The following is a 23,680-nucleotide window of genomic DNA, read 5'->3' as shown; positions in this document are numbered from 1 at the left end:
GGTATTAACCGCCTATGTATGAGAGGTTCTGGGTAATACCCGTATTGTTCTGGTGCAGGAAATGGGTCTGCTTTTTCTCACGCAACGCCAGCGAGATACGCTCTTCCAGCGCGGCTTGCTGCGCATCGTCTTCCAGCAGATCGCGCAGGCTGACGCCGCCCTCACCGAACAGACAAAGATGAAGTTTACCCACGGAAGAGACGCGCAGACGGTTGCAGGTGGCGCAGAAGTCTTTTTCATACGGCATGATGAGGCCGATCTCACCCTCATAATCGGGGTGGCAGAAGACCTGCGCCGGGCCATCGCTGCGCTGGCGTAGCTGGTGGATCCAACCGCGACGCAGCAGTTCATCACGCAGCACCTGACCGGAGATATGGTGTTTGCGGAACAGGTCACTGCCCTCGCCTGTCTCCATTAGTTCAATGAAGCGCAGTTGAATGGGACGCGTCTGGATCCAGTCGAGAAAGGTATCAAGCTGATGATGGTTCACATCGCGCATCAGCACGGTGTTCACTTTGACCTTTTCAAAGCCAGCATCAAATGCAGCATCAATGCCCGCCATCACCTGCTGGAATTTATCCTGACCGGTAATCGCGCGGAATTGACGCGCATCGAGGCTATCGACGCTAACGTTAATGCCGGTCAAGCCAGCATCGCGCCAGTGGGCGGCATCGCGCGCCAGACGGTAACCGTTAGTGGTCACCGCCAGTTGACGAATCGCCTCGTTTTCACGCACGGCGGCAATGATGTCGGTAAAGTCGCGACGCAGGGAGGGTTCACCACCGGTCAGGCGCACTTTTTCAGTGCCCAAATTGGCAAAGGCGCGCGTCACCCGACGAATTTCATCGACGGTGAGAAAACCTTTATTGGTGACGCCGCCGGGCTTGTAGCCATCCGGCAGACAGTATGTGCAACGAAAGTTACACACGTCGGTAATCGACAGACGCAAGTAGTAAAACTTGCGCGCGAAAGCATCGGTCAGTTGTGTGGCCATGTACACCTTTCCAAATACGGGAGGCGAAGTCATTTCTTCCTGCGCCCTGGTGGCAATGCGTTTGCGTTGTCACGGCCAAAGCACCGTATCATTTGACCCAGGTGCAGAGGCTAGAGTGTTTACTGTGGTTATGCCGATACTAGCGTGTAAACGGACATTATGCCATTCACACTTAACGCTGTATAATCATGTATATAGCGTCATGATCGTGCTATTTCGCTACAGAATAAGCGAAAATAGCACTTTTGCATTGATGTACATCATTTCGCTGTCAGGCGCGAGTCACCCTAAAGGGGTAGTGCGTCAGAATTTATTTTCTCAACTCGCCGCTGGCGAATTGCTGAAAAGCCCCAGTTTGCGCTACTGTAGCGCGGTAAATCTGACTTCAGGAATTTTTATGCGCAATCGTACGCTGGCTGACCTGGATCGTGTCGTCGCGCTCGGCGGAGGGCATGGATTAGGACGCGTTCTCTCTTCCCTCTCTCCTCTGGGTTCACGCCTCACCGGTATCGTGACCACCACCGATAACGGCGGTTCGACGGGCCGTATTCGCCGTTCAGAAGGGGGAATCGCCTGGGGCGATATGCGCAACTGTCTCAATCAGTTGATTACCGAACCGAGCGTCGCCTCCGCCATGTTTGAATACCGTTTTGGCGGTAATGGCGAACTTTCCGGTCATAACCTCGGAAATCTGATGTTAAAGGCGCTCGATCACCTGAGCGTGCGGCCTCTGGAAGCCATCAATTTAATTCGTAATCTGCTGAAGGTAGATGCGCATTTAATCCCCATGTCGGAGTTGCCTGTTGACCTGATGGCGATAGACGATCAGGGGCATGAAGTGTACGGCGAGGTGAATATCGATCAGCTCACCTCACCGTTGCAGGAGCTAATGCTGTCGCCGAAGGTGCCCACCACCCGGGAAGCGGTGCAGGCGATTAACGACGCCGATCTGATTATTATCGGCCCGGGCAGCTTTTACACCAGCCTGATGCCAATCCTGCTGCTGGATGAGCTCGCGCAGGCGCTGCGTCGCACGCAGGCGCCCATGGTCTATATCGGTAATCTGGGTCGGGAACTGAGTATCCCCGCCGCGAGCCTCACGCTTCTCGATAAGCTAACCATTATGGAGCAGTATGTTGGCAAGAAAGTCGTTGATGCGGTTATCGTGGGGCCGAAGGTGGATATCTCTGCGGTCAGTGACCGGGTGGTGATTCAGGAAGTGCTGGAAGCCAGCGATATTCCCTATCGCCATGACCGCCAGTTATTACACAGCGCGCTGGAGAAAGCAGTGCAAGCTTTGGGATGAGTATTTTATTGCCGGATGGCGCTTCGCTTATCCGGCCTACAAAGCCTGGCCTGGACTACGAGGCGGCGATAAACAGTTCACGCAGTTGATGCAACTGATCGCGAATCTGCGCGGCTTCTTCGAATTCCAGGTTCTGGGCATGCTGCATCATCTGCCCTTCCAGCTCGTGAATCTTCTGCTGCAGCGCTTTTGGCGTCATGTCCAGTTCGACCACATCCGACTTCGCCGCGGAACGTGACTTACCTCTGCCCTTCGCCCTGGTTTTCGCAATGTTCTGTCCCAGCGCCAGAATATCGACCACTTTTTTATTCAGGCCCTGCGGGATAATGCCGTGCTCTTCGTTGTACTGCTGCTGTTTCTCGCGACGGCGTTCGGTTTCGCTGATCGCCTTCGCCATTGAGGCCGTAATTTTGTCGCCGTAGAGAATCGCCTTCCCGTTAATGTTACGCGCCGCACGACCGATGGTCTGAATCAGCGAACGTTCGGAACGCAGGAACCCTTCTTTGTCGGCGTCGAGAATCGCCACCAGCGACACCTCAGGCATGTCGAGACCTTCGCGCAACAGGTTGATCCCCACCAGCACATCAAACTCGCCCAGACGCAGGTCACGAATGATTTCCATACGCTCCACGGTATCGATGTCCGAGTGCAGATAGCGCACCCGCTCGCCGTGCTCTTCCAGATATTCGGTGAGATCTTCCGCCATCCGTTTGGTCAGCGTGGTCACCAGCACGCGCTCGTTGATCTGCGCACGCTTGCGGATCTCAGAAAGCAGATCGTCCACCTGCGTTGCCACCGGACGCACTTCAATCACCGGATCCAGCAACCCTGTCGGACGCACCACCTGATCAACCACATCGCCGCCTGATTTCTCCAGCTCGTAATTGCCCGGCGTCGCAGACACGTAGATGGTCTGTGGTGCCAGCGCTTCAAACTCTTCGAACTTTAACGGGCGGTTATCCAGCGCCGACGGCAGACGGAAACCGTACTCCACCAGCGTCTCTTTACGCGCACGGTCACCACGGTACATCCCGCCAATCTGCGGGATAGTCACGTGGGACTCATCCACCACCAGCAAACCGTCGGCAGGCAGATAGTCAAACAACGTCGGCGGTGGCTCACCCGGCCCGCGTCCTGACAGAAAGCGCGAGTAGTTTTCAATCCCCGAGCAGTAGCCCAGCTCGTTCATCATCTCCAGATCAAACTGGGTTCGTTGACTCAGACGCTGCTCTTCCAGCAGTTTGTCATTGGCGAGCAGGACCTTGCGTCGTTCAGCCAGTTCGACTTTGATCTCTTCCATCGCCTGCACAATGCGCTCACGCGGGGTCACGTAGTGCGTTTTCGGGTAGATGGTGTAGCGCGAAATGGTGGACTCCACCTGCCCGGTCAGCGGATCAAACAGCGACAGACGCTCAACCTCTTCGTCAAATAGCTCCACACGCAGCGCAATGTCGTCGGATTCCGCCGGGAAGATGTCGATCACTTCGCCGCGCACGCGGAAGGTCCCGCGCTGGAAAGCCTGATCGTTGCGGGTATATTGCAGTTCAGCCAGTCGACGCAGAATGGCGCGCTGATCGATGATCATGCCCACCGTCATGTGCAGCATCATCTTCAGGTATAAATCCGGATCGCCCAGACCATAGATAGCGGAAACGGAGGCCACGACGATCACGTCACGGCGCTCCAGTAATGCTTTGGTGGCGGACAGACGCATCTGTTCAATGTGTTCGTTTACCGACGCATCTTTTTCGATAAAGGTGTCAGAACTGGGAACGTACGCTTCCGGCTGATAGTAGTCGTAGTAGGAGACGAAATACTCGACGGCGTTATCCGGGAAAAACTCTTTCATTTCCCCATACAGCTGTGCCGCCAACGTTTTGTTGGGTGCCAGCACCATCGTCGGGCGTTGTAGATCCGCAATCACATTGGCGATGGTGAACGTTTTCCCCGACCCCGTTACGCCAAGCAGCGTCTGATGCGCCAGGCCGTCCTCCAGTCCCTCTTCCAGACGTCGTATGGCCTCGGGCTGATCGCCGGAAGGTTTAAATGCGGAATTCAGTTTGAACGCTTTACTCATGAGCAGCTACCTGAAGGAATGGGCGGGCAGGTGTGTAATTTTACTCGCAGAGGATAATATTGCCAGTAAAATATACTGGATGAAAAAACAGTGGCGCCTCATAAAATTTGTGTTACGCGTGATAAAATCGAATCGGAGATGGCTAAAATTTCATCGCTGGCAAGATATTACACTATGAAGCGGGTTTATCCCCAGACCATTGACTTCGTTAACATTGTCAAGATGTGTTATGAAAGTTTTATTGCATTCAATGATCGTAATATGACAGCCATTGATTTTATCTAACGCGCTGTAAATTATAGGATATTTCATAAAGACGCCTTTCGCACCAATTCGGCTGAAAGCCGCGTATTCTCTCGCTTGCCTTGTGTTTTCTAACTCTAATACACAAGGTTATCCACAGGAATGGTGGATAACTGCCTGCAGGCCGTATGGCCTGCCGCCTGGCAAATTCCCGGTCCGGCCCACCAGGACGCACATAAAAAAAAATTATCGCTAAATTTTGATTTTTATCAGCTAACGGAGCGCCCCTGGCAGGCGAGATCTTGCTCGCAATTTCGCCTTTTACTCACCATCAAGCAAAGCGAGATCCAGATATTGTCCTGTGGCCGCATTTTCGGCTCCTGCCGCCAGCCACGGGATTTCGCCTAACCATGGCGCGGGGATGGCCCGCTTAAGCGTCGCCAGATACTCATGGTGGCGTTTTCCCGGCGGCGTGACGTCATTCGCCACCCACCCGGCAAGCGGGAGCCCTGCCTGCTGTACGGCCTGCGCTGTCAGCATGGCATGGTTAATACACCCAAGCTTCACGCCAACCACCAGGATTACCGGCAACTGCTCGCGCTGCACCCAGTCGGCGAAGGTAAAATCCTCCGCAAGCGGGGTAAACCAGCCGCCTGCGCCTTCCACCAACAGCCACTCCGCCTGGGCGTCCAACGCACGTAATCCGTCTGACATCACGTCAGCACGAATCGGTCTCCCCTCGTCGGCGCTGATGATATGCGGCGAAGTGGGTTCCGCGAAGGTATAAGGATTCACCGCCGCATAGTCCAGCGCCAGACTGCTGTTGTGCTGAAGCGCCAGGGCGTCGCTGTTGCGCAGTCCTTCTGGCGTCATTTCACTGCCTGATGCTACCGGCTTATACCCGGCCGTCCGGTAGCCCAGACTGCGCGCCGCCTGTAACAGCGCACAGCTGGCGACGGTTTTACCAACTTCCGTATCGGTACCGGTGACAAAATAACGTTTAGTCACGTGTAATCACTCCTGCAAAAAGATGATAAGTCAGAGGATATTTCCCCTGCCGCTGGGGCCAGGCCACTTGAAGCTGCTGTAACTGCGAGCGGGTTAAGACGCCCGACGTGCGTCCCTCGTGCAAATGGGTCGCGCCAATGCCTTTCAGCGAGCGCATGGCGCTCAGAGCGTCATCAAATTCCAGCGTCAGGGAGATTAAGTGATGATGCCCCTGCCAGTTGCACATCGCGTCACCCAGCGCCTCACGGGATAAAAACCGGTTGCCATGCGCCCGGTCATCCACCGCGCGCCAGGCCTGATGAAGCTCCGGCAGCGAGTCCTGGGCCAGCGTGGTGAAGGCCACACAGCCGCCGGGGCGCACAACCCGGTAAAGCTCGCTTAGCGCATCAGACAGACTGTCACACCACTGCACGGCCAGATTGCTCCAGGCCAGGTCGAATGTTTCGCTGGCTAACGGTAGCGACTCAATGTCACCGGCGAGATAGTGATGCGCCACATCCTGACGACGCGCCTCGTCCAGCATACGGGCAGAGAGATCCAGCGCGGTGACCTGACAGCCCTGCTCGCGCCAGTAGCGACTCAGACGACCCGGCCCGCAGCCGGCATCCAGCACCTGTAAAAATTGGCGCGCCGGCAGTTGCGCCAGCAAGGCGTCTGCGCTCAGACGCTGCAATGTGGCGTGCTGTTCATAGTGCGCTGCCGCACGGCCAAACGCCGCCGCGACGGCTTGCTTATTCACCTGCCCCATGCAGCACCTCCAGCAAACGATCGATATCCTTGGGCTCATGCGCCTGGGTTAACGTCAGGCGCAGACGAGCCGTCCCGGCGGGCACGGTGGGTGGACGGATAGCCGTGACCCAGCATCCCTGACGGCGCAGGGTGTCCGCCAGCCGCAACGCGCGCGCATTTTCACCGACAATCAGTGGCTGGATGGCGCTGTGCGATTGCGCCAGCCTGAAATCGGCAGGATTGACTGCCGAACGAAAACGCTGAATAAGCGCAGCCAGTTTCTCCCTGCGCGCGTCACCTTCCTGACTGCGAATCACCGAAAGCGACGCCTGTAGCGCCATCGCCTGCGCGGGCGGCATGCTGGTGCTGTAGATCAGATGACGGGCGAACTGCAGCAGATAGTCGGCAACGCTTTCGGAACACAGGATCGCCGCGCCGCTGACGCCAAAACCTTTGCCGAACGTCACCACCAACAGCGCCGGTTTTACCCGCTGCTGCCAGCAACTCCCGCGCCCCTCTTCTCCACTCACGCCAATGCCGTGAGCGTCATCCACCAACAGCCAGGCGTTACGGGTCTGTGCGGCGTGCTGAATTTCCGCAAGCGGCGCGCTGTCGCCATCCATGCTGAACACGCCCTCGGTCACCACCAGTTGTCGCCCCGAACAGGGGGCATCAAGCAGGCGCGCGAGATGCGACACGTCGTTATGGGTAAAGCGGCGAAGCTGCGCCGGACTCAGACTCGCCGCTTCCAGCAGCGAAGCATGGCTGAGGCGGTCAGCGACAATCCGGTCATCCTTTTCCAGCAGCGCGGTAATCACCGCCTGGTTTGCGGCGAAACCGGAGATAAACAGCAGCGCACGCGGATAGCCCAGCCAGTCGGCCAGCTCCTCTTCCAGTTGTTGATGGGCGATGGAATAACCGCTGACGTGGCCCGAGCCGCCGCTGCCGACGCCGAACCGTTCCGCCCCCTGCTGCCAGGCGCGAACGATATGCGGATGATGGCTTAAGCCCAGATAATCATTGCTGGAGAAATTGAGATAGCGCTGGCCGTTCGCCTCCAGCCAGCGACCCGCCCCCTGCGCGACCGCGTAACGGCGCCGCAGGGTGTCAGCCGAACGACGCGCCGCCAGCGCATCGTCGATTTTCTGTTGCCAGATCATACGGCAGCCGCGTTGTAGTAATCGTCGGTATCCGGCGTCAACAGCGCCTGCTCCAGACGCTGTTGCTGTTCGTTATCCCCCGCGAGCACCGCCGTTTGCTGTGGATTCAGCCCCAGCTTGTGGAAGAGCTGGAGATCTTTGTCCTCTTCCGGGTTTGGCGTGGTGAGCAGTTTGCAACCGTAGAAAATAGAGTTAGCCCCGGCCATAAAGCACATGGCCTGCGTTTGCTCATTCATCTGCTCGCGACCGGCGGAGAGACGTACGTAAGAGGTCGGCATCATGATGCGCGCCACGGCAATGGTGCGAATAAAATCAAACGCGTCGACGTCATCGTTATCCGCCAGCGGCGTGCCTTTCACCTTCACCAGCATGTTGATCGGCACGCTTTCCGGCGGGGTCGGCAGATTCGCCAGTTGCAGGAGCAGCCCGGCGCGGTCAGTTACCGTTTCGCCCAGACCGACAATGCCGCCGGAACAGACTTTGATCCCGGCTTCGCGCACTTTGTCCAGCGTGTCGAGGCGCTCCTGGTAGGAACGGGTGGTGATAATGTTGCCGTAAAATTCCGGCGAGGTATCGAGGTTGTGGTTGTAATAGTCCAGTCCCGCTTCCGCCAGTCGCTGCGCCTGCGATTCATCAAGCGTGCCAAGCGTCATGCAGGCTTCCAGCCCCAGCGCTTTCACCCCCTGAACCATTTGCTGCAGATACGGCATGTCACGTTCGTGCGGGTTCTTCCACGCCGCACCCATGCAGAAACGGGTGGAACCGGCGTTCTTCGCTTTGCGCGCCGAATCCAGCACCTGTTCGACTTCCATCAGTCGCTCAGATTCGAGGCCCGTTTTATAGCGCGAACTTTGCGGGCAATATTTACAATCTTCCGGGCAGGCGCCGGTCTTGATCGACAACAGCGTGCTGACCTGTACCTGACGAGGGTCGAAATGTTGACGGTGGATTTGCTGAGCCTCGAACAGCAGATCCAGCAGCGGTTTTTCAAATAATTCGGTGACTTGCGACAGCGTCCAGCGAGAATGAGTGGTCATAATTTTATACTTTTTGTGGTGATAAGGGTGTAGACTTGTAAACCTAAAACTTTTTAATTTGGTTTACAAGTCGATTATGACAACGGACGATATCACTTTTGATCGGCGCCACATCTGGCACCCCTACACCTCTATGACGTCCCCGCTGCCGGTCTATCCTGTTGAACGTGCTGAGGGCTGCGAACTGATTTTATCCAGCGGTGAGCGCCTGATTGATGGCATGTCGTCATGGTGGGCCGCGATTCACGGTTACAATCACCCACAGCTCAATGCGGCGATGAAAACGCAGATTGACGCCATGTCACACGTGATGTTCGGAGGGATCACCCATGCCCCCGCCGTCAACCTGTGCCGTAAACTGGTCGCCATGACGCCCGCGTCGCTGGAGTGCGTATTTCTCGCCGATTCCGGTTCCGTCGCGGTAGAAGTGGCGATGAAAATGGCGCTGCAATACTGGCAGGCGTTGGGTGAATCACGTCAGCGCTTCCTGACGTTCCGTAACGGCTATCACGGCGATACCTTCGGCGCGATGTCGGTCTGCGATCCGGACAACTCCATGCACAGCCTGTGGAAGGGCTATCTGCCGGAAAACCTGTTTGCCCCTGCGCCGCAAAGCCGGATGGATGGCGAGTGGGATGAGCGAGACATGGTGACCTTCGCGCGCCTGATGGCGGCGCATCGTCATGATATCGCGGCAGTTATTCTTGAGCCGATCGTCCAGGGGGCGGGCGGTATGCGCATGTACCATCCGGAATGGTTGCGCCGTATCCGCAAAATGTGCGACCGCGAAGGCATTCTGCTGATTGCCGATGAAATCGCGACCGGATTTGGCCGCACGGGCAAACTGTTTGCCTGCGAACACGCCGGGATCGCGCCCGATATTCTGTGTCTGGGCAAAGCGCTAACCGGCGGGACGATGACCCTCTCCGCCACCCTGACCACCCGCCAGGTGGCGGAAACCATCAGCGACGGCGAAGCAGGTTGTTTCATGCATGGCCCGACGTTTATGGGCAATCCGCTGGCCTGCGCGGTGGCGACCGCTAGCCTGTCTTTGCTGGAATCCGGCGACTGGCAGGCGCAGGTATCCGCCATTGAAGCCCAGCTACGCCAGGAACTCGCCCCGGCGCAGGCGTCACCGTGGGTGGCAGATGTGCGCGTGCTGGGGGCGATAGGCGTGGTGGAAACGACGCATCCGGTCAACATGGCGGCCCTGCAAAAATTCTTTGTGCAACAGGGCGTGTGGATCCGCCCGTTTGGCAAACTCATCTACCTGATGCCGCCGTATCTCATTCAACCAGAGCAACTGCGCCGCCTGACCCAGGCAGTGAACGACGCTGTGCGCGAAGAAACGTTTTTTAACGCATAATTAACGGTAAGCTGTGAGGTTTCTGGCGACACTTTTTGGCGAAAATGAAGGAGAGTGCATGAAATTAATCAGCAACGATCTGCGCGACGGGGAAAAGCTTCCCCTGCGCCATGTCTTCAACGGTATGGGCTATGACGGCGATAACCTTTCTCCGCATCTGGCCTGGGATGAGGTGCCCGCCGGAACGAAGAGTTTCGTGGTGACCTGTTTTGATCCGGATGCGCCAACCGGCTCCGGCTGGTGGCACTGGGTAGTGGCCAATATTCCTGCCAACACCCGGGTACTGCCGCAGGGCTTTGGCTCCGGGCTGGTCGCGCTGCCGGACGGCGTTATCCAGACGCGTACCGACTTCGGTAAAGCGGGCTACGGCGGCGCCGCGCCGCCAAAAGGTGAAACCCACCGCTATATCTTTACCGTTCACGCGTTGGATGTGGACAAGATTGACGTCGATGAAGGTGCCAGCGGCGCGATGGTAGGATTTAACGTCCATTTCCACTCGCTCGCCAGCGCCTCGATTACCGCGATGTTCAGTTGATCGTGTTGTGCCGGATGACGACGCTCACGCGTCTTATCCGGCCTACGCGTCAGGCACCGTTCTGTAGGCCGGATAAGCGTCAGCGCCATCCGGCGCTGTTCAGAGAAATTAGCGTCTTATCCGGCCTACGCGTCAGGCACCGTTCTGTAGGCCGGATAAGCGTTAGCGCCATCCGGCGCTGTTCAGAGAAATTAGCGTCTTATCCGGCCTACGCGTCAGGCATCGTTTTGTAGGCCGGATAAGCGTCAGCGCCATCCGGCTCTGTTCAAAGAAATTCCGGCACGAGCTGCAACAACGTTCCCTGCGCAAGCAATGCTGTCGCACGCTCAATATCCGGGGCGAAGAAACGGTCCTGGGTATAATGCGCAACCTGCTCACGCAATGCGGTTCGCGCCTCCTCCAGTAGCGGGCTTGACGTTAACCCTTCGCGTAAATCGATCCCCTGACAGGCTGCCAGCCACTCGACGGCCAGCACGCCGCGAGTGTTCGCCGCCATCTCCCACAGTCTGCGTCCTGCCGCAGGCGCCATCGATACGTGATCTTCCTGATTCGCCGACGTTGGCAGGCTGTCCACGCTGTGCGGATGCGCCAGCGCTTTGTTCTCACTGGCGAGCGCTGCCGCCGTCACCTGAGCAATCATAAAGCCGGAGTTCACCCCACCGTTCTTGACAAGGAAAGGCGGTAGTTGCGACATATGTTTATCCATCATCAGCGCAATACGACGTTCGGAAAGCGCGCCAATTTCGGCAATGGCCAGCGCCAGATTATCTGCCGCCATCGCCACCGGTTCGGCATGGAAGTTACCCCCAGAGATGACGTCCCCCTGCTCAGCAAAAACCAGCGGGTTATCAGAAACCGCATTGGCTTCCGCCAGCAGCACGTCCATCACCTGGCGCATCTGCGTCAGACATGCCCCCATCACCTGCGGCTGACAGCGCAGAGAATACGGATCCTGTACCTTTTCACAATTGTGGTGCGACGCCGACAGCGCGCTGGTCTCCGTCAGGACATGGCGATACAGCGCCGCCGCATCAATCTGCCCACGCTGCCCGCGTGCGGCGTGAATGCGCGCATCGAACGGGCGACGAGATCCCAGCACGGCTTCGGTGGTTAACGATCCGCACACGATGGCGGACGCGAACAGCTCCTGCGCTTCAAACAGCCCGCGCAGCGCAAATGCCGTCGACGCCTGCGTGCCGTTAAGCAGCGCCAGCCCTTCTTTCGCCGCCAGCGTAATCGGCTCCAGCCCGGCTTTTTTCAGTGCTTCCGTCGCCGCTAGCCATTCCCCCTGCCAGCGCGCCTTCCCTTCTCCTAACAGCGTGAGCGACATGTGGGCCAACGGTGCCAAGTCGCCTGATGCACCCACCGACCCTTTCGCCGGAATGTGCGGCCAGACTTCGGCGTTAACCAACGCAATCAGCGCGTCAATCACGCTAAGGCGAATACCGGAGAAACCGCGCGCAAGGCTGTTTATCTTCAGCACCATGATCAGGCGCACCAGCGCATCATCTAACGCGTCGCCCACGCCTGCCGCATGCGACAGCACCAGCGAACGTTGCAGGTTTTGCAGATCGTCATTGGCAATGCGCGTCTGCGCCAGCAGGCCAAAGCCCGTGTTAATGCCGTAGGCCGTGCGCCCCTCAGCAACAATCGTGTTGACGCAGGCCACGCTGGCGTTAATGCCCTCGATGGCGCTGGCATCGAGGCTCAGTTTAACCGGCCGCTGCCAGACCTCGCGTAGCTGTGAAAAGCTCAGATGGCCCGGCGTTAAGGTCATGGTGTTCATATCAGCGTTTCCCCTGCGTTGCCGCAACCATCGGTAGATTCAGACCTTGTTCCACAGCGCACTCCACGGCGATGTCATAACCTGCATCCGCATGACGCATCACGCCGGTCGCCGGATCGTTATGCAGTACCCGGGCAATTCGCTCGGCCGCTTCATCGCTGCCGTCGCAGACAATGACCATCCCGGCGTGCTGCGAGAAGCCCATTCCTACGCCACCGCCGTGATGCAACGATACCCAGGTGGCTCCGCTCGCCGTGTTGAGCAGGGCATTGAGCAGCGGCCAGTCGGACACCGCATCAGAGCCGTCGCGCATCGCCTCGGTTTCGCGGTTCGGGCTGGCGACAGAGCCAGAATCCAGATGGTCGCGACCGATCACAATAGGTGCAGACACTTCACCACTGCGCACCATTTCGTTGAACGCCAGGCCGAGTTTTTGCCGCCATTCGAGACCCACCCAGCAGATACGCGCTGGCAGCCCCTGGAAATTAATTCGCTCCCGCGCCATGTCCAGCCAATGGTGGAGGTGCTCGTCATCCGCCACAATCTCTTTCACTTTGGCATCGGTTTTATAAATATCCTGAGGATCACCGGAAAGCGCCACCCAGCGGAACGGCCCGATGCCGCGACAGAACAGCGGGCGAATATAGGCCGGTACGAAGCCAGGAAAGGCAAAGGCGTTTTCCACACCCATCTCTTTTGCCATCTGGCGGATATTGTTGCCGTAATCGAACGTGGGTACGCCCATGTCGTTGAACGCCAGCATGGCCTCGACGTGTTTCGCCATCGAGCGCTTCGCCGCCTCTACGGTTCCCTGCGGATCGGAGAGCGCTTTCTGCTGATAGGTCTCCCAGTCCCAGCCGGAAGGCAGATAACCATGCAAGGGATCGTGGGCGCTGGTCTGGTCGGTGACCATGTCCGGGCGTACGCCGCGCTTCACCAGCTCGGGCACGATGTCCGCCGCATTGGCGCACAGGGCAATCGAGACGGCTTTGCCTTCGCGGGTATATTTTTCGATGCGCGCCAGCGCGTCATCGAGAGACGTCGCCTGTTCATCGACATAGCGGGTGCGCAGACGGAAATCGATGCGGCTCTGCTGACATTCAATGTTCAGAGAACAGGCGCCAGCCAGCGTTGCCGCCAACGGCTGCGCGCCCCCCATGCCACCGAGCCCGGCGGTTAACACCCAGCGTCCGCGCAGATTGCCGTCGTAGTGCTGGCGTCCCGCTTCGACGAACGTTTCATAGGTGCCCTGCACGATCCCCTGACTGCCGATATAGATCCAGCTTCCGGCCGTCATCTGGCCGTACATCGCCAGCCCTTTCGCATCCAGTTCGTTGAAATGCTCCCAGGTCGCCCAGTGCGGTACGAGGTTAGAGTTGGCAATAAGCACGCGCGGGGCGTTCTGATGGGTTCTGAATACGCCAACCGGTTTACCGGACTGGACCAGCAGCGTTTCATCCGCTTCCAGTTGGGTCAGGGCGTTGACAATCGCGTCATAGCATTCCCAGTTACGTGCCGCGCGTCCTATACCGCCGTACACCACCAGCTCATGCGGGTTTTCGGCGACGTCGGGATCCAGGTTATTCATTAACATGCGCAGCGGCGCTTCGGTCAGCCAGGATTTGGCCGTCAGCGTTGTCCCTCGCGGGGCGCGGATATCTTGCTGGCGATACTTGCTATGAGACATAACAACGACTCCTCACGGACGTGCCGGATACTGTTTATCCGGCATAATGGAATGATCGGGTGTGAGGTAAATATATACTTGTCTATACAAGACATAACAAGGCAGTAGTTAACAAAAAAGATACATTTTTGTTATATTGCGTCAGCAATCACGCTTTTCAGTCCGCGCGGCTCAGGAGGAGAAATGGCCCTGCAACCGGTAGCGAGACCCCGGGAAGAGCAGTCGCGCATGGGAAACAATCTGCGTGGCGGACCAGGTGGTACGACGAATGAGCAGACAAGGATCGGTCTCGCCGATATCCAGTAAGGCGCACTCTTGCGCCGTGGCGCGCACCGCTTCAACGATGTGCTCCCCTTCCGTCAGCGGCGCAATCAACGACAGGTAGGCATGCGGCGTGGTCTGGCTGTAATCCTGCGCCAGATACTCCGGGACGATGTCGGCATTCACACAGCGATCTTCTATCTGTACCGGCTGGTCGTTTTCAAAATGCACCATCACAGAATGGAAAATCGCCGTGCCTTCACTGACCTTCAGCACCGCCGCCTGTCGCGCATTGGCCGGTTTTTTTTCCAGAATCAACACCTCGCAGTGATGCCGATGCGCCCGTGAGGCAATTTCGTCGGCAATACTGCGAATTTCAAACAGCGCGGACTGGCCTTTCGGCTCTGCAACAAAGGTTCCCACCCCCTGCAGACGCACCAGCATCCCTTCGTCGGTCAGTTCACGCAGCGCCCGGTTGATGGTCATCCGACTGAAGCCGTACTGCGCCACCAGCTCCGCCTCCGACGGAATACGATCGTGCGGCTGCCAGACGCCGCTGGCGATCTTTTCGCTAATCTCGCGTTTTACCGTCTCATAAAACGGCGCGGGAGCAGAACGAGGGCGAGAGAGTGTCATGGGAATGTTTTACCTTATCAATCGATTACTGCCACCAGTGGGCGATTTGCCAGCCAAGCCGCGCAGCCACGCGTGCCGACCTGCCATCATTATCAAAGCGAGGATTAAATTCAACCATATCCACCGCCTGGAGCTTACCGCTGCGGCAAATGGGTTCAATCAATTTCAGCAGGGTCGCCAACGGCACGCCCAGCGCCGCAGGCGCCGATACCGCGGGCATCTCGGCAACAGGCAGCACGTCGAGATCGACAGTCAGATAGAGTTTATCCACCTCGCTGATAAACGCCGCCAGCCGGGCATCAGCTTCGCTGCACTGCAAATCTTCAACCACCAGCACGTTACGCTGTTGCGCCTCATCCCACAGCGCCTGGGTATTTGCCGCCCGACTCACGCCGATGCAGGCATAGCGAAACTCGCGCTGCTGCTGGTCGCAAAGCTGCGCCAGTTGGCGAAACGGCGTGCCGGAGGTCGCCCGCCCGGCGTTACGCAGATCCAGATGTGCGTCGAGGTTAATGATCCCTACCCGCTCGCCGGGGAACGCATCGAAAATGCCTGCCCCGTGGCCGAATGCCGTTTCATGCCCGCCGCCAAGCACGAAGGTGCGCATCCCGGCCTGATGGCATCGAGAGACCGCATCGCGCAGCGCCTGTTGCGCCCCTTCCAGATCCGCCGTCGGGGCCAGCAGATTCCCCATATCCACCAGTCGCTCATGCCCCGCGTGGCTCGCCAGATTAGCCAGCGCGCAACGCAGCGCGTCCGGCGCGCCGGCGGCACCGGGACGCCCTTGATTACGCTTGACCCCCTCATCGCAGGCAAAGCCGAGCAGGGCTATCTTGTCGCGATAATGCTCTGGCGAAAACGTCAGGCTGCGCGCTGTGGTCTGAAACAGACGCAGCGCGTTTGCGGCTTCACCGCTGTCATCTCGCCCCTGCCACAGTTCAGGGGCAGCGGCTTCCCATTGCGTCATGTGATTTCTCCTCGAAATATGCGTTGATACAGCGGGTTGCGCCCAGGCTCATAGAGGATCTCCACCGGGTTTTGCGCATCCCAGACGTTAAAATCGGCAACGTAGCCCGCTTTCAGTTGTCCGTGCGTCGTCTGGCGTCCCAGCGCCTGAGCGGCATGACGGGTGACGCCCGCCCACGCCTCTTCCGGCGTCAGTCCAAACTGAACGCAGGCCATGTTCATTGCCAGATGCAGGCTGATAAAGGGACTGGTGCCGGGGTTGAAATCGGTCGCCACCGCCATCGGGATCTGGTAGCGGCGCAGCAATTCAACGGGCGGACGCTGTGTCTCTTTCAGGAAATAGAACGCTCCCGGTAGTAGTACGCCAACGGTGCCGCTGTGACGCATCGCCGCCACGCCCGCTTCATCAAGATATTCAATGTGATCGGCAGAAAGTCCGTGATAGCGACTGACCAGTTGCGTCCCGCCAAGCAGAGACAATTGCTCAACGTGTCCTTTGACCGGGATGCCCGCCGCCTGTGCCGCGCGCAGTACCCGCTCGCTCTGGGCCAGGGTGAACCCTACGCTCTCGCAGAACAGATCGACTGCTTCAAACAACCCCTTTTCCCATAGCTGCGGCAGTATCGTTTCGCAGACATAGGTGATATAGCCGTCAGGATTGTCCCGGTATTCAGCCGGTACGGCATGCGCCGCCAGCAGCGTGGAGCTTATCTCAATGTGATTTTCTTCAGCCAGGCGGGCGGCCACGCGCAGCATCTTTTCTTCTGCTGCCACATTCAGACCGTAGCCGGATTTCACTTCCAGCAGGGTCACCCCCTCGCGCATCAGACGTGCGATCCGCGCCTGTGCAGAGGCAAAGAGCGTCTCCTGCGTCGCGGCACGCGTCGCCGACACGGTCGCGTTAATACCGCCGCCTTGCGCACTGATCTGCTGGTAAGAGACACCGTTCAACCGTTGCTCCCACTCGCTGGCGCGGTTGCCGCCAAACACCAGATGCGTGTGGCAGTCAATCAGTCCGGGCGTCACCAGACGCCCCTGCAGGTCATGCGAATTAGCGTGCGCTGTCGGGAGTGAAGTCTCCGGTACAATTGCCAGCACGCGCCCCTCGCGGATAATCAACGCATGATGGTCCAGCATGCCATACGGCGTCGGCAGCTCCGGGTCGAGCGTTGCCAGACGGAGATTTCGCCAGAGCGTATCATCGGGTAACAGGTGTTGCATGCCCTCTCCAGGTTGTCTTAGGTTGTATAGACATTTATTTGAGATCGCGCGCGGGAAGTCAATCATCCAGGACAAAAATGTTACTTAATTGTGACGTTGACGGTGTCAGGATCCGCGAGGTGTGGCTTAAAAAACAACTTTTTAGCTTTTCACCTTCCCGTTTTGCTCAACTTAGTATAAAAAAGCAGGCTTCAATGGATACTTTTATAGCCCGGAGCAACTCGTGAACACATCATCAGTTTCCCGTCTGGCGCTGGCACTGGCTTTTGGCGTGACGCTGACCGCCTGTAGCTCTACCCCGCCGGATCAAATTCCTTCCGATCAAACCGCGCCAGGAACCTCCTCGCGCCCCATTTTGTCGGCGAATGAAGCGCAGAATTTTGTCGCTAAAAACTATTTTTCTTCCCTGACGCCAAACACCGCGCCATGGACACCGTCCTCAATCACTCTGCCTGCTCAGCCTGACTTTGTGGTCGGCCCGGCCGGTACGCAGGGCGTGACCCACACCACCATTCAGGCAGCGGTGGATGCGGCGATCACCACGCGCACCAACAAACGTCAGTACATTGCCATTATGCCAGGTGAATATCAGGGAACCGTCTATATCCCTGCCGCACCCGGCAGCCTGACGCTGTACGGAACGGGTGAGAAACCGTTAGACGTGAAGATTGGCGCGGCGATCGACGGTGAAATGAGCACCGCGGACTGGCGTCATACGGTAAACCCGAGCGGGAAATATATGCCTGGCAAACCGGCCTGGTACATGTTTGACAACTGCCAGAACAAACGCGGCGCGAACATTGGCGTGATGTGTTCAGCCGTACTGTGGTCACAGAACAATGGCCTGCAGTTGCAGAACCTGACCGTTGAAAACAATCTCGGCGACAGCGTGGATGCGGGTAACCACCCGGCCGTTGCGCTGCGTACCGACGGTGACAAAGTTCAGATCAACAATGTGAACATTCTGGGCCGCCAGAACACCTTCTTTGTGACCAACAGCGGCGTGCAGAACCGTCTGGAAAATGACCGTCAGCCGCGCACCCTGGTCACCAACAGCTATATCGAAGGGGATGTGGATATGGTTTCCGGGCGCGGCGCAGTGGTGTTTGATAACACCGACTTCCGCGTGGTGAACTCCCGCACTCAACAGGAAGCGTACGTCTTCGCACCGGCAACGCTGTCGAACATTTACTACGGTTTCCTCGCCACCAACAGCCGCTTCACCGCCGCTGGTGACGGCGTGGCGCAACTGGGTCGCGCACTGGATGTCGACAGCAACACCAACGGTCAGGTCGTGATCCGCGATAGCGTGATTAACGAAGGCTTTAACCTGGCGCAGCCGTGGGCTGACGCGGTGATCTCGAAGCGTCCTTTCGCGGGCAATACCGGCGCGAAGGATGATAAAGGCGAAACCCAGCGTAACCTGAACGACACCAACTTCAACCGCATGTGGGAATACAATAACCGCGGTGTGGGCAGCAAAGTGGTGGCGGCACCGAAGCAGTAAGCATTAAAAAAACCGGCATCCTGTGATGCCGGTTGTTCTTTTACCGGTGGGTTAAAAGCGCCCCCGATTAATACGCGTTAACCACCACCCACATCGGGCCCTGGCCTACCGCATAACGTCCCTTCTCCGTTAACAATCCCTGCTCACCGGCAATCTCGTACACCGCGATATGGTGTGACTTCTGCCCGGCGGCAATCAGGTATTTCCCACTATGGTCAACGTTGAAACCGCGCGGCTGCGTTTCGGTTGGCTGGAAGCCCTCTTTGGTCAGCACGCTGCCATCTTCTGAAACGCTGAATACGGTAATCAGGCTGGCAGTACGGTCACAGGCGTACAGATGACGACCATCAGGCGTGATGTGAATGTCCGCCGCCCAGCGGGTGTCAGAGAAATCAGCCGGCATCATATCCAGCGTTTGCACGCATTCGATGTCGCCGTGTGGGTCTTTCAGCTCCCAGACATCCACAGAGCTGTTGAGCTCGTTGACACAGTACGCATATTGCTGATTCGGATGGAACGCCATATGGCGCGGACCAGCCCCTTCAACGGTGGTCACTTCCGCTGGATCTTGTGCCACCAGCTTACCGTCATCGCTGAGGGTAAACAGGCAGATACGATCCTGCTTCAACGTCGGTACCCACAGGGTGCGGTTGTCCGGGGAGATATTGGCAGAGTGACAGCCATCCATCCCTTCCACTACATCCACAAGCCCGACCGGCAGGCCGTCTTCCAGACGGGTCACGCTGACGTTGCCCGCATTATAGGAGCCGACAAAAACGAAACGCCCATGATGATCGGTTGAAATATGCGTTGGGCTGCCCGGCAGTGCGGATTCTGCGGCAAACGTCAGCGCACCGTCATCCGGCGCAATCCGGTAAGCCAGCACGCGGAATTCAGGACGCACGCCCACGTAGAGATAACGTTTATCCGGGCTGACCACCATCGGCTGAACCTGCCCGGGCACATCAACCACCTGTACCAGCTTCAACGCGCCATCATGACTCAGGCTCCAGACATGGATCTGTTGGCTTTCAGGGCTGGCGGTATAAACGGTTTGCTTCATGAATGCTCCTCTGCTTTAGGCAACTGGCTGCAATGATGGAATACAGCTTAACGTAGTCGCTTTTAACGGTGAATGCTGAATCTATACCCGTCATACTTCAAGTTGCAGGTGTGTTGGCTGCGCTCGTTCACCCCAGTCACTTACTCGAGTAAGCTTCTGAGGATTCACTCCCTTGCCGCCTTCCTGCAACTCAAATTATTTAGGATATACGCACTAAATTTTGCCTGCTCCCCGTCCCGGTGTACCATTCAGGCAGACAAAATGTTCAATATTAATCGGGATGACGATATGACCGCTCGCGTGATTGCCCTGGATTTAGATGGAACCCTGCTGACCCCGCAAAAGACCCTGCTCCCCTCGTCTGTCGAAGCGCTGTCACGCGCCAGAGCGGCAGGATACCAACTTATCATCGTCACCGGGCGTCATCACGTCGCGATTCATCCTTTTTATCAGGCACTGGCGCTGGATACACCTGCAATTTGCTGTAATGGCACCTATTTGTATGATTATCACGCAAAAAACGTTCTTGCGGCCGATCCTCTGCCGGTTGACCAGGCGCTACAGCTTATTACGCTGCTGGAAGCGCATCAGGTTCATGGTCTGATGTATGTCGATGACGCCATGCTGTATGAGCATCCGACCGGCCATGTCATTCGCACATCAAACTGGGCGCAGACGCTGCCGCCGGAACAGCGTCCGGTCTTCACTCAGGTGCCTTCACTGGCGCAGGCGGCGCGCGATGTCGATGCGGTATGGAAATTCGCCCTGACAGACGACGATATTCCTAAACTGCAGCAATTTGGCAAGCATGTCGAACAGCAACTGGGCCTTGAGTGCGAATGGTCGTGGCACGATCAGGTCGATATTGCCCGTCAGGGTAACAGCAAGGGCAAACGCCTGACCCAGTGGGTCGAATCTCAGGGCGGGTCGATGGAAAACGTAATTGCCTTCGGGGATAACTACAACGACATCAGCATGCTGGAAGCGGCCGGTACCGGCGTGGCGATGGGCAATGCTGACGACGAAATCAAAGCGCGCGCTAACGTTGTCATCGGCGACAACACCACCGACAGCATTGCGAAATTCATTTATAGCCAACTGCTGTGATCAGGCGGTGATGGATACGCTCTTAATCTGCACGTACAGCCAGAGGCCAGGTTTGATCCCCAGTTCATCCCTGGCCCACGGGCTTATGCGCGCCCACAATGTTTTGCCCCCCACCTCAAGCTGAACTTCCACCTGCCCGTTATCGTCGTAGCAGTGGGTCACCTTCGCGCGCAGGATATTGCGGATGCTGGTCTGCTGCGGCGGTTGCAGTACCAGCGAAACATCCGACGCCTGAATACGAATGCGCAGCGAGGCTTGTAGCGGCTCATTGAGCTTATTGACCCACAAATGCTGGTCGCCCAGCGCCAGTGCCGTCATCGCGTAATGCGGATGGTGCTCCAGCACACTCACTTTCAGGATACTGCTCTGTTGTTCTTTCGGCAGCCACGGATGCATCACGCTGCTGCTCCAGACCTCTTCCAGCGCGCCAAACGCCTTCACCTGACCGTCTTCCAGTACCATCACGTTATCGGCCAGATGGAGAATTTCGTCGAGCGAGTGGCTGACATAGAGCATAGGAATATTGATCTCCCGCGCCAGACGTTGCAGATAGGGCAACAGTTCGCGCTTACGCGGAATATCCAGCGAGGCGAGCGGTTCATCCAGCAGCAGCAGTTCCGGCGCAGTCAGCAGCGCCCGACCAATCGCCACACGCTGTTTTTCACCGCCGGAGAGGCCGCCCGGCAATCTGTCGAGCAGGGGCTCAATACCTAACAGCGCCACCAGCTTATCAAACTGACCGGCCATACTTTTCGCCATGCCGTAACGCAGATTGCCGCGCACTTTATAATGCGGGAACAGGCGCGCATCCTGAAAAACGTAGCCTACCCGACGTTTTTCCGGCGTCAGACAAATATGTTTTTCCGTGTCGTTCAGCACCCGTCCGTTGAGCACAATGCGCCCTTTCTGCGGTCGCGTCAGGCCACTGATAGCATTGATGAGCGAGGTTTTTCCGGAACCGGAGACGCCAAAAATCGCGGTGATACCGCTGGCGGGCAGCGTTTCGTTGAGCGTCACACAATGGGTGCCCAGCGTCTGAGAGAAGTTGAGTTCCAGCATGATTATCGCCCCGTCCGTTCGCGGCTGAGTCGCGCCAGCCATTCAGAAATCAACAGTGAAATCAGCGCCAGTACGATGGAGATAAGGCACAGTCGCGCCGCCGCGCTTTCACCGCCCGGCGTCTGGATCAGGGTATACATCGCCGAAGGAATGGTGCGCGTTTCTCCGGGAATGTTGGAGACAAAGGTAATTGTGGCGCCAAACTCGCCGAGCGAGCGGGCAAACGCCAGCACCGTCCCGACAATAATGCCAGGCAGCGTCAGCGGAAGTGTAATGGTGAAGAAGACGCGCCAGCGTCCCGCGCCCAGCGTACGGGCGGCTTGCTCCAGCTTGATGTCCACCCCTTCCAGCGCCAGCCGGATGGCGCGCACCATCAGCGGGAAAGACATCACTGCCGCCGCCAGTACCGCGCCGCGCCAGCTGAAGGCAAAAGTAATGCCAAACCAGTCGTACAGCCACTGACCGATAAATCCACGCCGTCCCATTGAGACCAGCAGCAGATAACCGACCACTACCGGCGGTAACACCAGCGGCAGATGCAGCACGCTATCTAATAAGGCTTTGCCTGGGAAGGTGCAGCGCACCAGCAGCCAGGCAAAGAAGATCCCAAACGGCAAACTAAACAGCACGGCCAGGGAAGACACTTTCAGGCTCAGGAGAACGGCCTGCCATTCGGGATCGGTCAATATCATTACTTGGTCGTAAATCCGTAGCGTTTAAAGATTTCAGCAGCCTGCGGTCCTTTCAGGTAATCATAGAACGCGCTGACCGTGGCGTTTTTATGTCCATCAACAATCGCGATGGGGTATTCCACTTTTTTGTGCGAGTCTTCCGGGAAGGTGGCTACGACTTTAACCCCTTTGCTGGCAACCGCGTCAGAACCGTAAACGATGCCCAGCGGCGCTTCGTTACGCTCGACCAGCGCCAGTGCGCCGCGTACATCTTCTGCAGGCGCCAGTTTCGGTGACAGCGTCTCCCAGGCACCCAGTTTCTGCAGCGCTTCTTTCGCGTAGATCCCCGCCGGAACGTGTTCCGGGTCGCCCACTGCCAGACGTCCACCGTTCAGCAGCGTCGTCCAGTTGGTTTTACTGTCAATCGTAAAATCTTTCTGCTCACTGGCTTTGGGCGCCACCACCACAAGGCTGTTGCCCAGCAGCGTCTGACGCGATGCAGTATCAATCGACTTCTTGTCTACCGCGTAGTCCATCCATTTCTGATCGGCAGAGATGAACAGATCCGCAGGCGCACCGGCTTCTATCTGGCGAGCCAGCGTCGAAGACGAAGCAAAAGAAGAAACCACGTCGACATTCTTCTCTTTTTTGTATTGTGCCGCGATATCCTGCATTGCATTGGTCAATGACGCCGCAGCAAATACCGTAATTTTCCCTTCATCCGCAAGTGCATGTCCAGCAACAGTCAGTGATAATGTTGCCCCAGCAAACAAGCGTAACCATGTACGAGCCATCTGTAACTCCTTTCGGGTGTCGTTATGTAGACGCAAATATAGCGACAAAGCAACGTTTTTCCCAGAAGTTATTGATACCTATAAGAGGTTACGCAAAGAAAATATCGGCAGAAATGAGGAGAACTTGAGAAACCATCCCCAATGAACAAAAATGCGACCGGGAAGACGAAAGGAACAAAAACGCCCGACTGAGCGGGCGTTTGAGGGAAATCAGTGATTCTGTCTGGACTGGTCTTTCTGACCGATACCGGAAAAAATGTTGAACACTTCACCGAGACCGTAAATCAGACCCAGGATGATGGCCATCACCACAGGTACCATGATTACGGCGAATACCAGACTTTTCAATAACTCTAACATGGTCAACTCCTGATATAGTCCTTGTAGTATTCTAACCGCATCACTGAGAAAAGCACTCCCCTTTTGTGCGGTCGGCTTTGCGTCTCTGTGGTTTTCCGTCACAATAA

At 57.3% G+C, this 23,680-nt stretch carries 21 protein-coding genes and 1 riboswitch; of the genes, 5 read left to right on the top strand and 16 right to left on the bottom strand.

Annotated elements, in window-relative coordinates; all coding sequences use genetic code 11:
• Nucleotides 1-4: 4 nt before the first annotated feature.
• Entirely contained in the window at nucleotides 5-994 is a 990-nt protein-coding gene (gene moaA / locus F384_RS03575) for a GTP 3',8-cyclase MoaA (RefSeq protein WP_046477663.1), read from the bottom strand.
• A riboswitch (molybdenum cofactor riboswitch) is annotated at nucleotides 982-1,124 on the bottom strand. It overlaps the preceding gene by 13 nt.
• Before the next feature lie 267 nt (nucleotides 1,125-1,391).
• On the opposite strand from moaA, the gene F384_RS03570 reads away from it, so the two are divergent.
• Nucleotides 1,392-2,300 (top strand): YvcK family protein, encoded by a 909-nt coding sequence (locus tag F384_RS03570; RefSeq protein WP_046477661.1) that lies wholly within the window; start codon nucleotides 1,392-1,394, stop codon nucleotides 2,298-2,300.
• 55 nt (nucleotides 2,301-2,355) lie between these two features.
• Here F384_RS03570 and uvrB read toward each other — a convergent pair whose 3' ends face one another.
• The 5 genes from uvrB to bioB form a co-directional block, all read right to left on the bottom strand.
• Complete coding sequence (gene uvrB / locus F384_RS03565; protein ID WP_046477659.1) at nucleotides 2,356-4,377, bottom strand: excinuclease ABC subunit UvrB; 2,022 nt, start codon at nucleotides 4,375-4,377, stop codon at nucleotides 2,356-2,358.
• Between the two features lie 564 nt (nucleotides 4,378-4,941).
• Entirely contained in the window at nucleotides 4,942-5,628 is a 687-nt protein-coding gene (bioD, locus tag F384_RS03555) for a dethiobiotin synthase (protein ID WP_046477655.1), read from the bottom strand.
• Entirely contained in the window at nucleotides 5,621-6,376 is a 756-nt protein-coding gene (gene bioC, locus F384_RS03550) for a malonyl-ACP O-methyltransferase BioC (RefSeq protein ID WP_046477654.1), read from the bottom strand. The genes bioD and bioC overlap by 8 nt, the downstream gene beginning before the upstream one ends.
• Nucleotides 6,360-7,517 carry an 8-amino-7-oxononanoate synthase gene (gene bioF / locus F384_RS03545; protein ID WP_046477651.1) on the bottom strand — a complete coding sequence of 386 codons (1,158 nt, stop codon included), beginning with the start codon at nucleotides 7,515-7,517 and terminating at the stop codon, nucleotides 6,360-6,362. The genes bioC and bioF overlap by 17 nt, the downstream gene beginning before the upstream one ends.
• Nucleotides 7,514-8,554 (bottom strand): biotin synthase BioB, encoded by a 1,041-nt coding sequence (bioB, locus tag F384_RS03540; RefSeq protein WP_046477650.1) that lies wholly within the window; start codon nucleotides 8,552-8,554, stop codon nucleotides 7,514-7,516. The genes bioF and bioB overlap by 4 nt, the downstream gene beginning before the upstream one ends.
• Nucleotides 8,555-8,630: 76 nt before the next feature.
• Here bioB and bioA point away from each other — a divergent pair, with 76 nt between their 5' ends.
• Nucleotides 8,631-9,920: an adenosylmethionine--8-amino-7-oxononanoate transaminase gene (bioA, locus tag F384_RS03535; protein ID WP_046497694.1), complete on the top strand. Its 1,290-nt coding sequence runs from the start codon at nucleotides 8,631-8,633 to the stop codon at nucleotides 9,918-9,920.
• Nucleotides 9,921-9,978: 58 nt separating this feature from the next.
• The gene (locus tag F384_RS03530; RefSeq protein WP_046477648.1) at nucleotides 9,979-10,455 is read left to right on the top strand and encodes a kinase inhibitor; all 477 of its coding nucleotides are present in this window, start codon (nucleotides 9,979-9,981) and stop codon (nucleotides 10,453-10,455) included.
• Between the two features lie 265 nt (nucleotides 10,456-10,720).
• Here the strand turns inward: F384_RS03530 and hutH are convergent, their stop codons facing one another.
• From hutH to hutI, 5 genes are all read right to left on the bottom strand, one after another.
• A complete protein-coding gene (gene hutH / locus F384_RS03525; RefSeq protein ID WP_046477647.1) occupies nucleotides 10,721-12,241 on the bottom strand; it encodes a histidine ammonia-lyase in 1,521 nt (506 codons plus the stop codon).
• Between the two features lies 1 nt (nucleotide 12,242).
• The gene (gene hutU / locus F384_RS03520; RefSeq protein WP_046477645.1) at nucleotides 12,243-13,928 is read right to left on the bottom strand and encodes a urocanate hydratase; all 1,686 of its coding nucleotides are present in this window, start codon (nucleotides 13,926-13,928) and stop codon (nucleotides 12,243-12,245) included.
• Between the two features lie 171 nt (nucleotides 13,929-14,099).
• Nucleotides 14,100-14,825, bottom strand: coding sequence for a histidine utilization repressor (locus tag F384_RS03515; RefSeq protein ID WP_046477644.1), 726 nt, complete (start codon nucleotides 14,823-14,825; stop codon nucleotides 14,100-14,102).
• 25 nt (nucleotides 14,826-14,850) lie between these two features.
• On the bottom strand, nucleotides 14,851-15,792 hold the full coding sequence (hutG, locus tag F384_RS03510) for a formimidoylglutamase (protein WP_046477643.1): 942 nt from the start codon (nucleotides 15,790-15,792) through the stop codon (nucleotides 14,851-14,853).
• Nucleotides 15,789-17,012 (bottom strand): imidazolonepropionase, encoded by a 1,224-nt coding sequence (hutI, locus tag F384_RS03505; protein WP_046477639.1) that lies wholly within the window; start codon nucleotides 17,010-17,012, stop codon nucleotides 15,789-15,791. Before hutI ends, hutG begins: the two co-directional genes overlap by 4 nt.
• Before the next feature lie 223 nt (nucleotides 17,013-17,235).
• Between hutI and F384_RS03500 the strand changes: the two genes are divergently transcribed.
• The gene (locus F384_RS03500; protein WP_046477638.1) at nucleotides 17,236-18,519 is read left to right on the top strand and encodes a putative acyl-CoA thioester hydrolase; all 1,284 of its coding nucleotides are present in this window, start codon (nucleotides 17,236-17,238) and stop codon (nucleotides 18,517-18,519) included.
• 67 nt (nucleotides 18,520-18,586) lie between these two features.
• Here F384_RS03500 and pgl read toward each other — a convergent pair whose 3' ends face one another.
• Nucleotides 18,587-19,582, bottom strand: coding sequence for a 6-phosphogluconolactonase (gene pgl / locus F384_RS03495; protein WP_046477636.1), 996 nt, complete (start codon nucleotides 19,580-19,582; stop codon nucleotides 18,587-18,589).
• Between the two features lie 288 nt (nucleotides 19,583-19,870).
• Here pgl and F384_RS03490 point away from each other — a divergent pair, with 288 nt between their 5' ends.
• Complete coding sequence (locus F384_RS03490) at nucleotides 19,871-20,689, top strand: pyridoxal phosphatase (protein ID WP_046497692.1); 819 nt, start codon at nucleotides 19,871-19,873, stop codon at nucleotides 20,687-20,689.
• Here the strand turns inward: F384_RS03490 and modC are convergent, their stop codons facing one another.
• The 4 genes from modC to F384_RS03470 all read right to left on the bottom strand — a co-directional run bounded on the left by modC (nucleotide 20,690) and on the right by F384_RS03470 (nucleotide 23,573).
• Nucleotides 20,690-21,748, bottom strand: coding sequence for a molybdenum ABC transporter ATP-binding protein ModC (gene modC / locus F384_RS03485; protein ID WP_046477634.1), 1,059 nt, complete (start codon nucleotides 21,746-21,748; stop codon nucleotides 20,690-20,692). It abuts the gene before it with no gap.
• A gap of 2 nt (nucleotides 21,749-21,750) precedes the next feature.
• Complete coding sequence (gene modB / locus F384_RS03480) at nucleotides 21,751-22,440, bottom strand: molybdate ABC transporter permease subunit (protein WP_042320520.1); 690 nt, start codon at nucleotides 22,438-22,440, stop codon at nucleotides 21,751-21,753.
• Nucleotides 22,440-23,213, bottom strand: a complete 774-nt coding sequence (gene modA, locus F384_RS03475) for a molybdate ABC transporter substrate-binding protein (RefSeq protein WP_046477632.1) — start codon at nucleotides 23,211-23,213, stop codon at nucleotides 22,440-22,442. The genes modB and modA overlap by 1 nt, the downstream gene beginning before the upstream one ends.
• Before the next feature lie 210 nt (nucleotides 23,214-23,423).
• On the bottom strand, nucleotides 23,424-23,573 hold the full coding sequence (locus F384_RS03470) for an AcrZ family multidrug efflux pump-associated protein (protein WP_003023026.1): 150 nt from the start codon (nucleotides 23,571-23,573) through the stop codon (nucleotides 23,424-23,426).
• Nucleotides 23,574-23,680 lie beyond the last annotated feature (107 nt).

Source organism: Citrobacter amalonaticus Y19, assembly GCF_000981805.1.
GTDB classification, from domain to species: Bacteria; Pseudomonadota; Gammaproteobacteria; order Enterobacterales; family Enterobacteriaceae; genus Citrobacter_A; species Citrobacter_A amalonaticus_C.
This window is presented reverse-complemented; position numbering and strand designations above follow the sequence as displayed.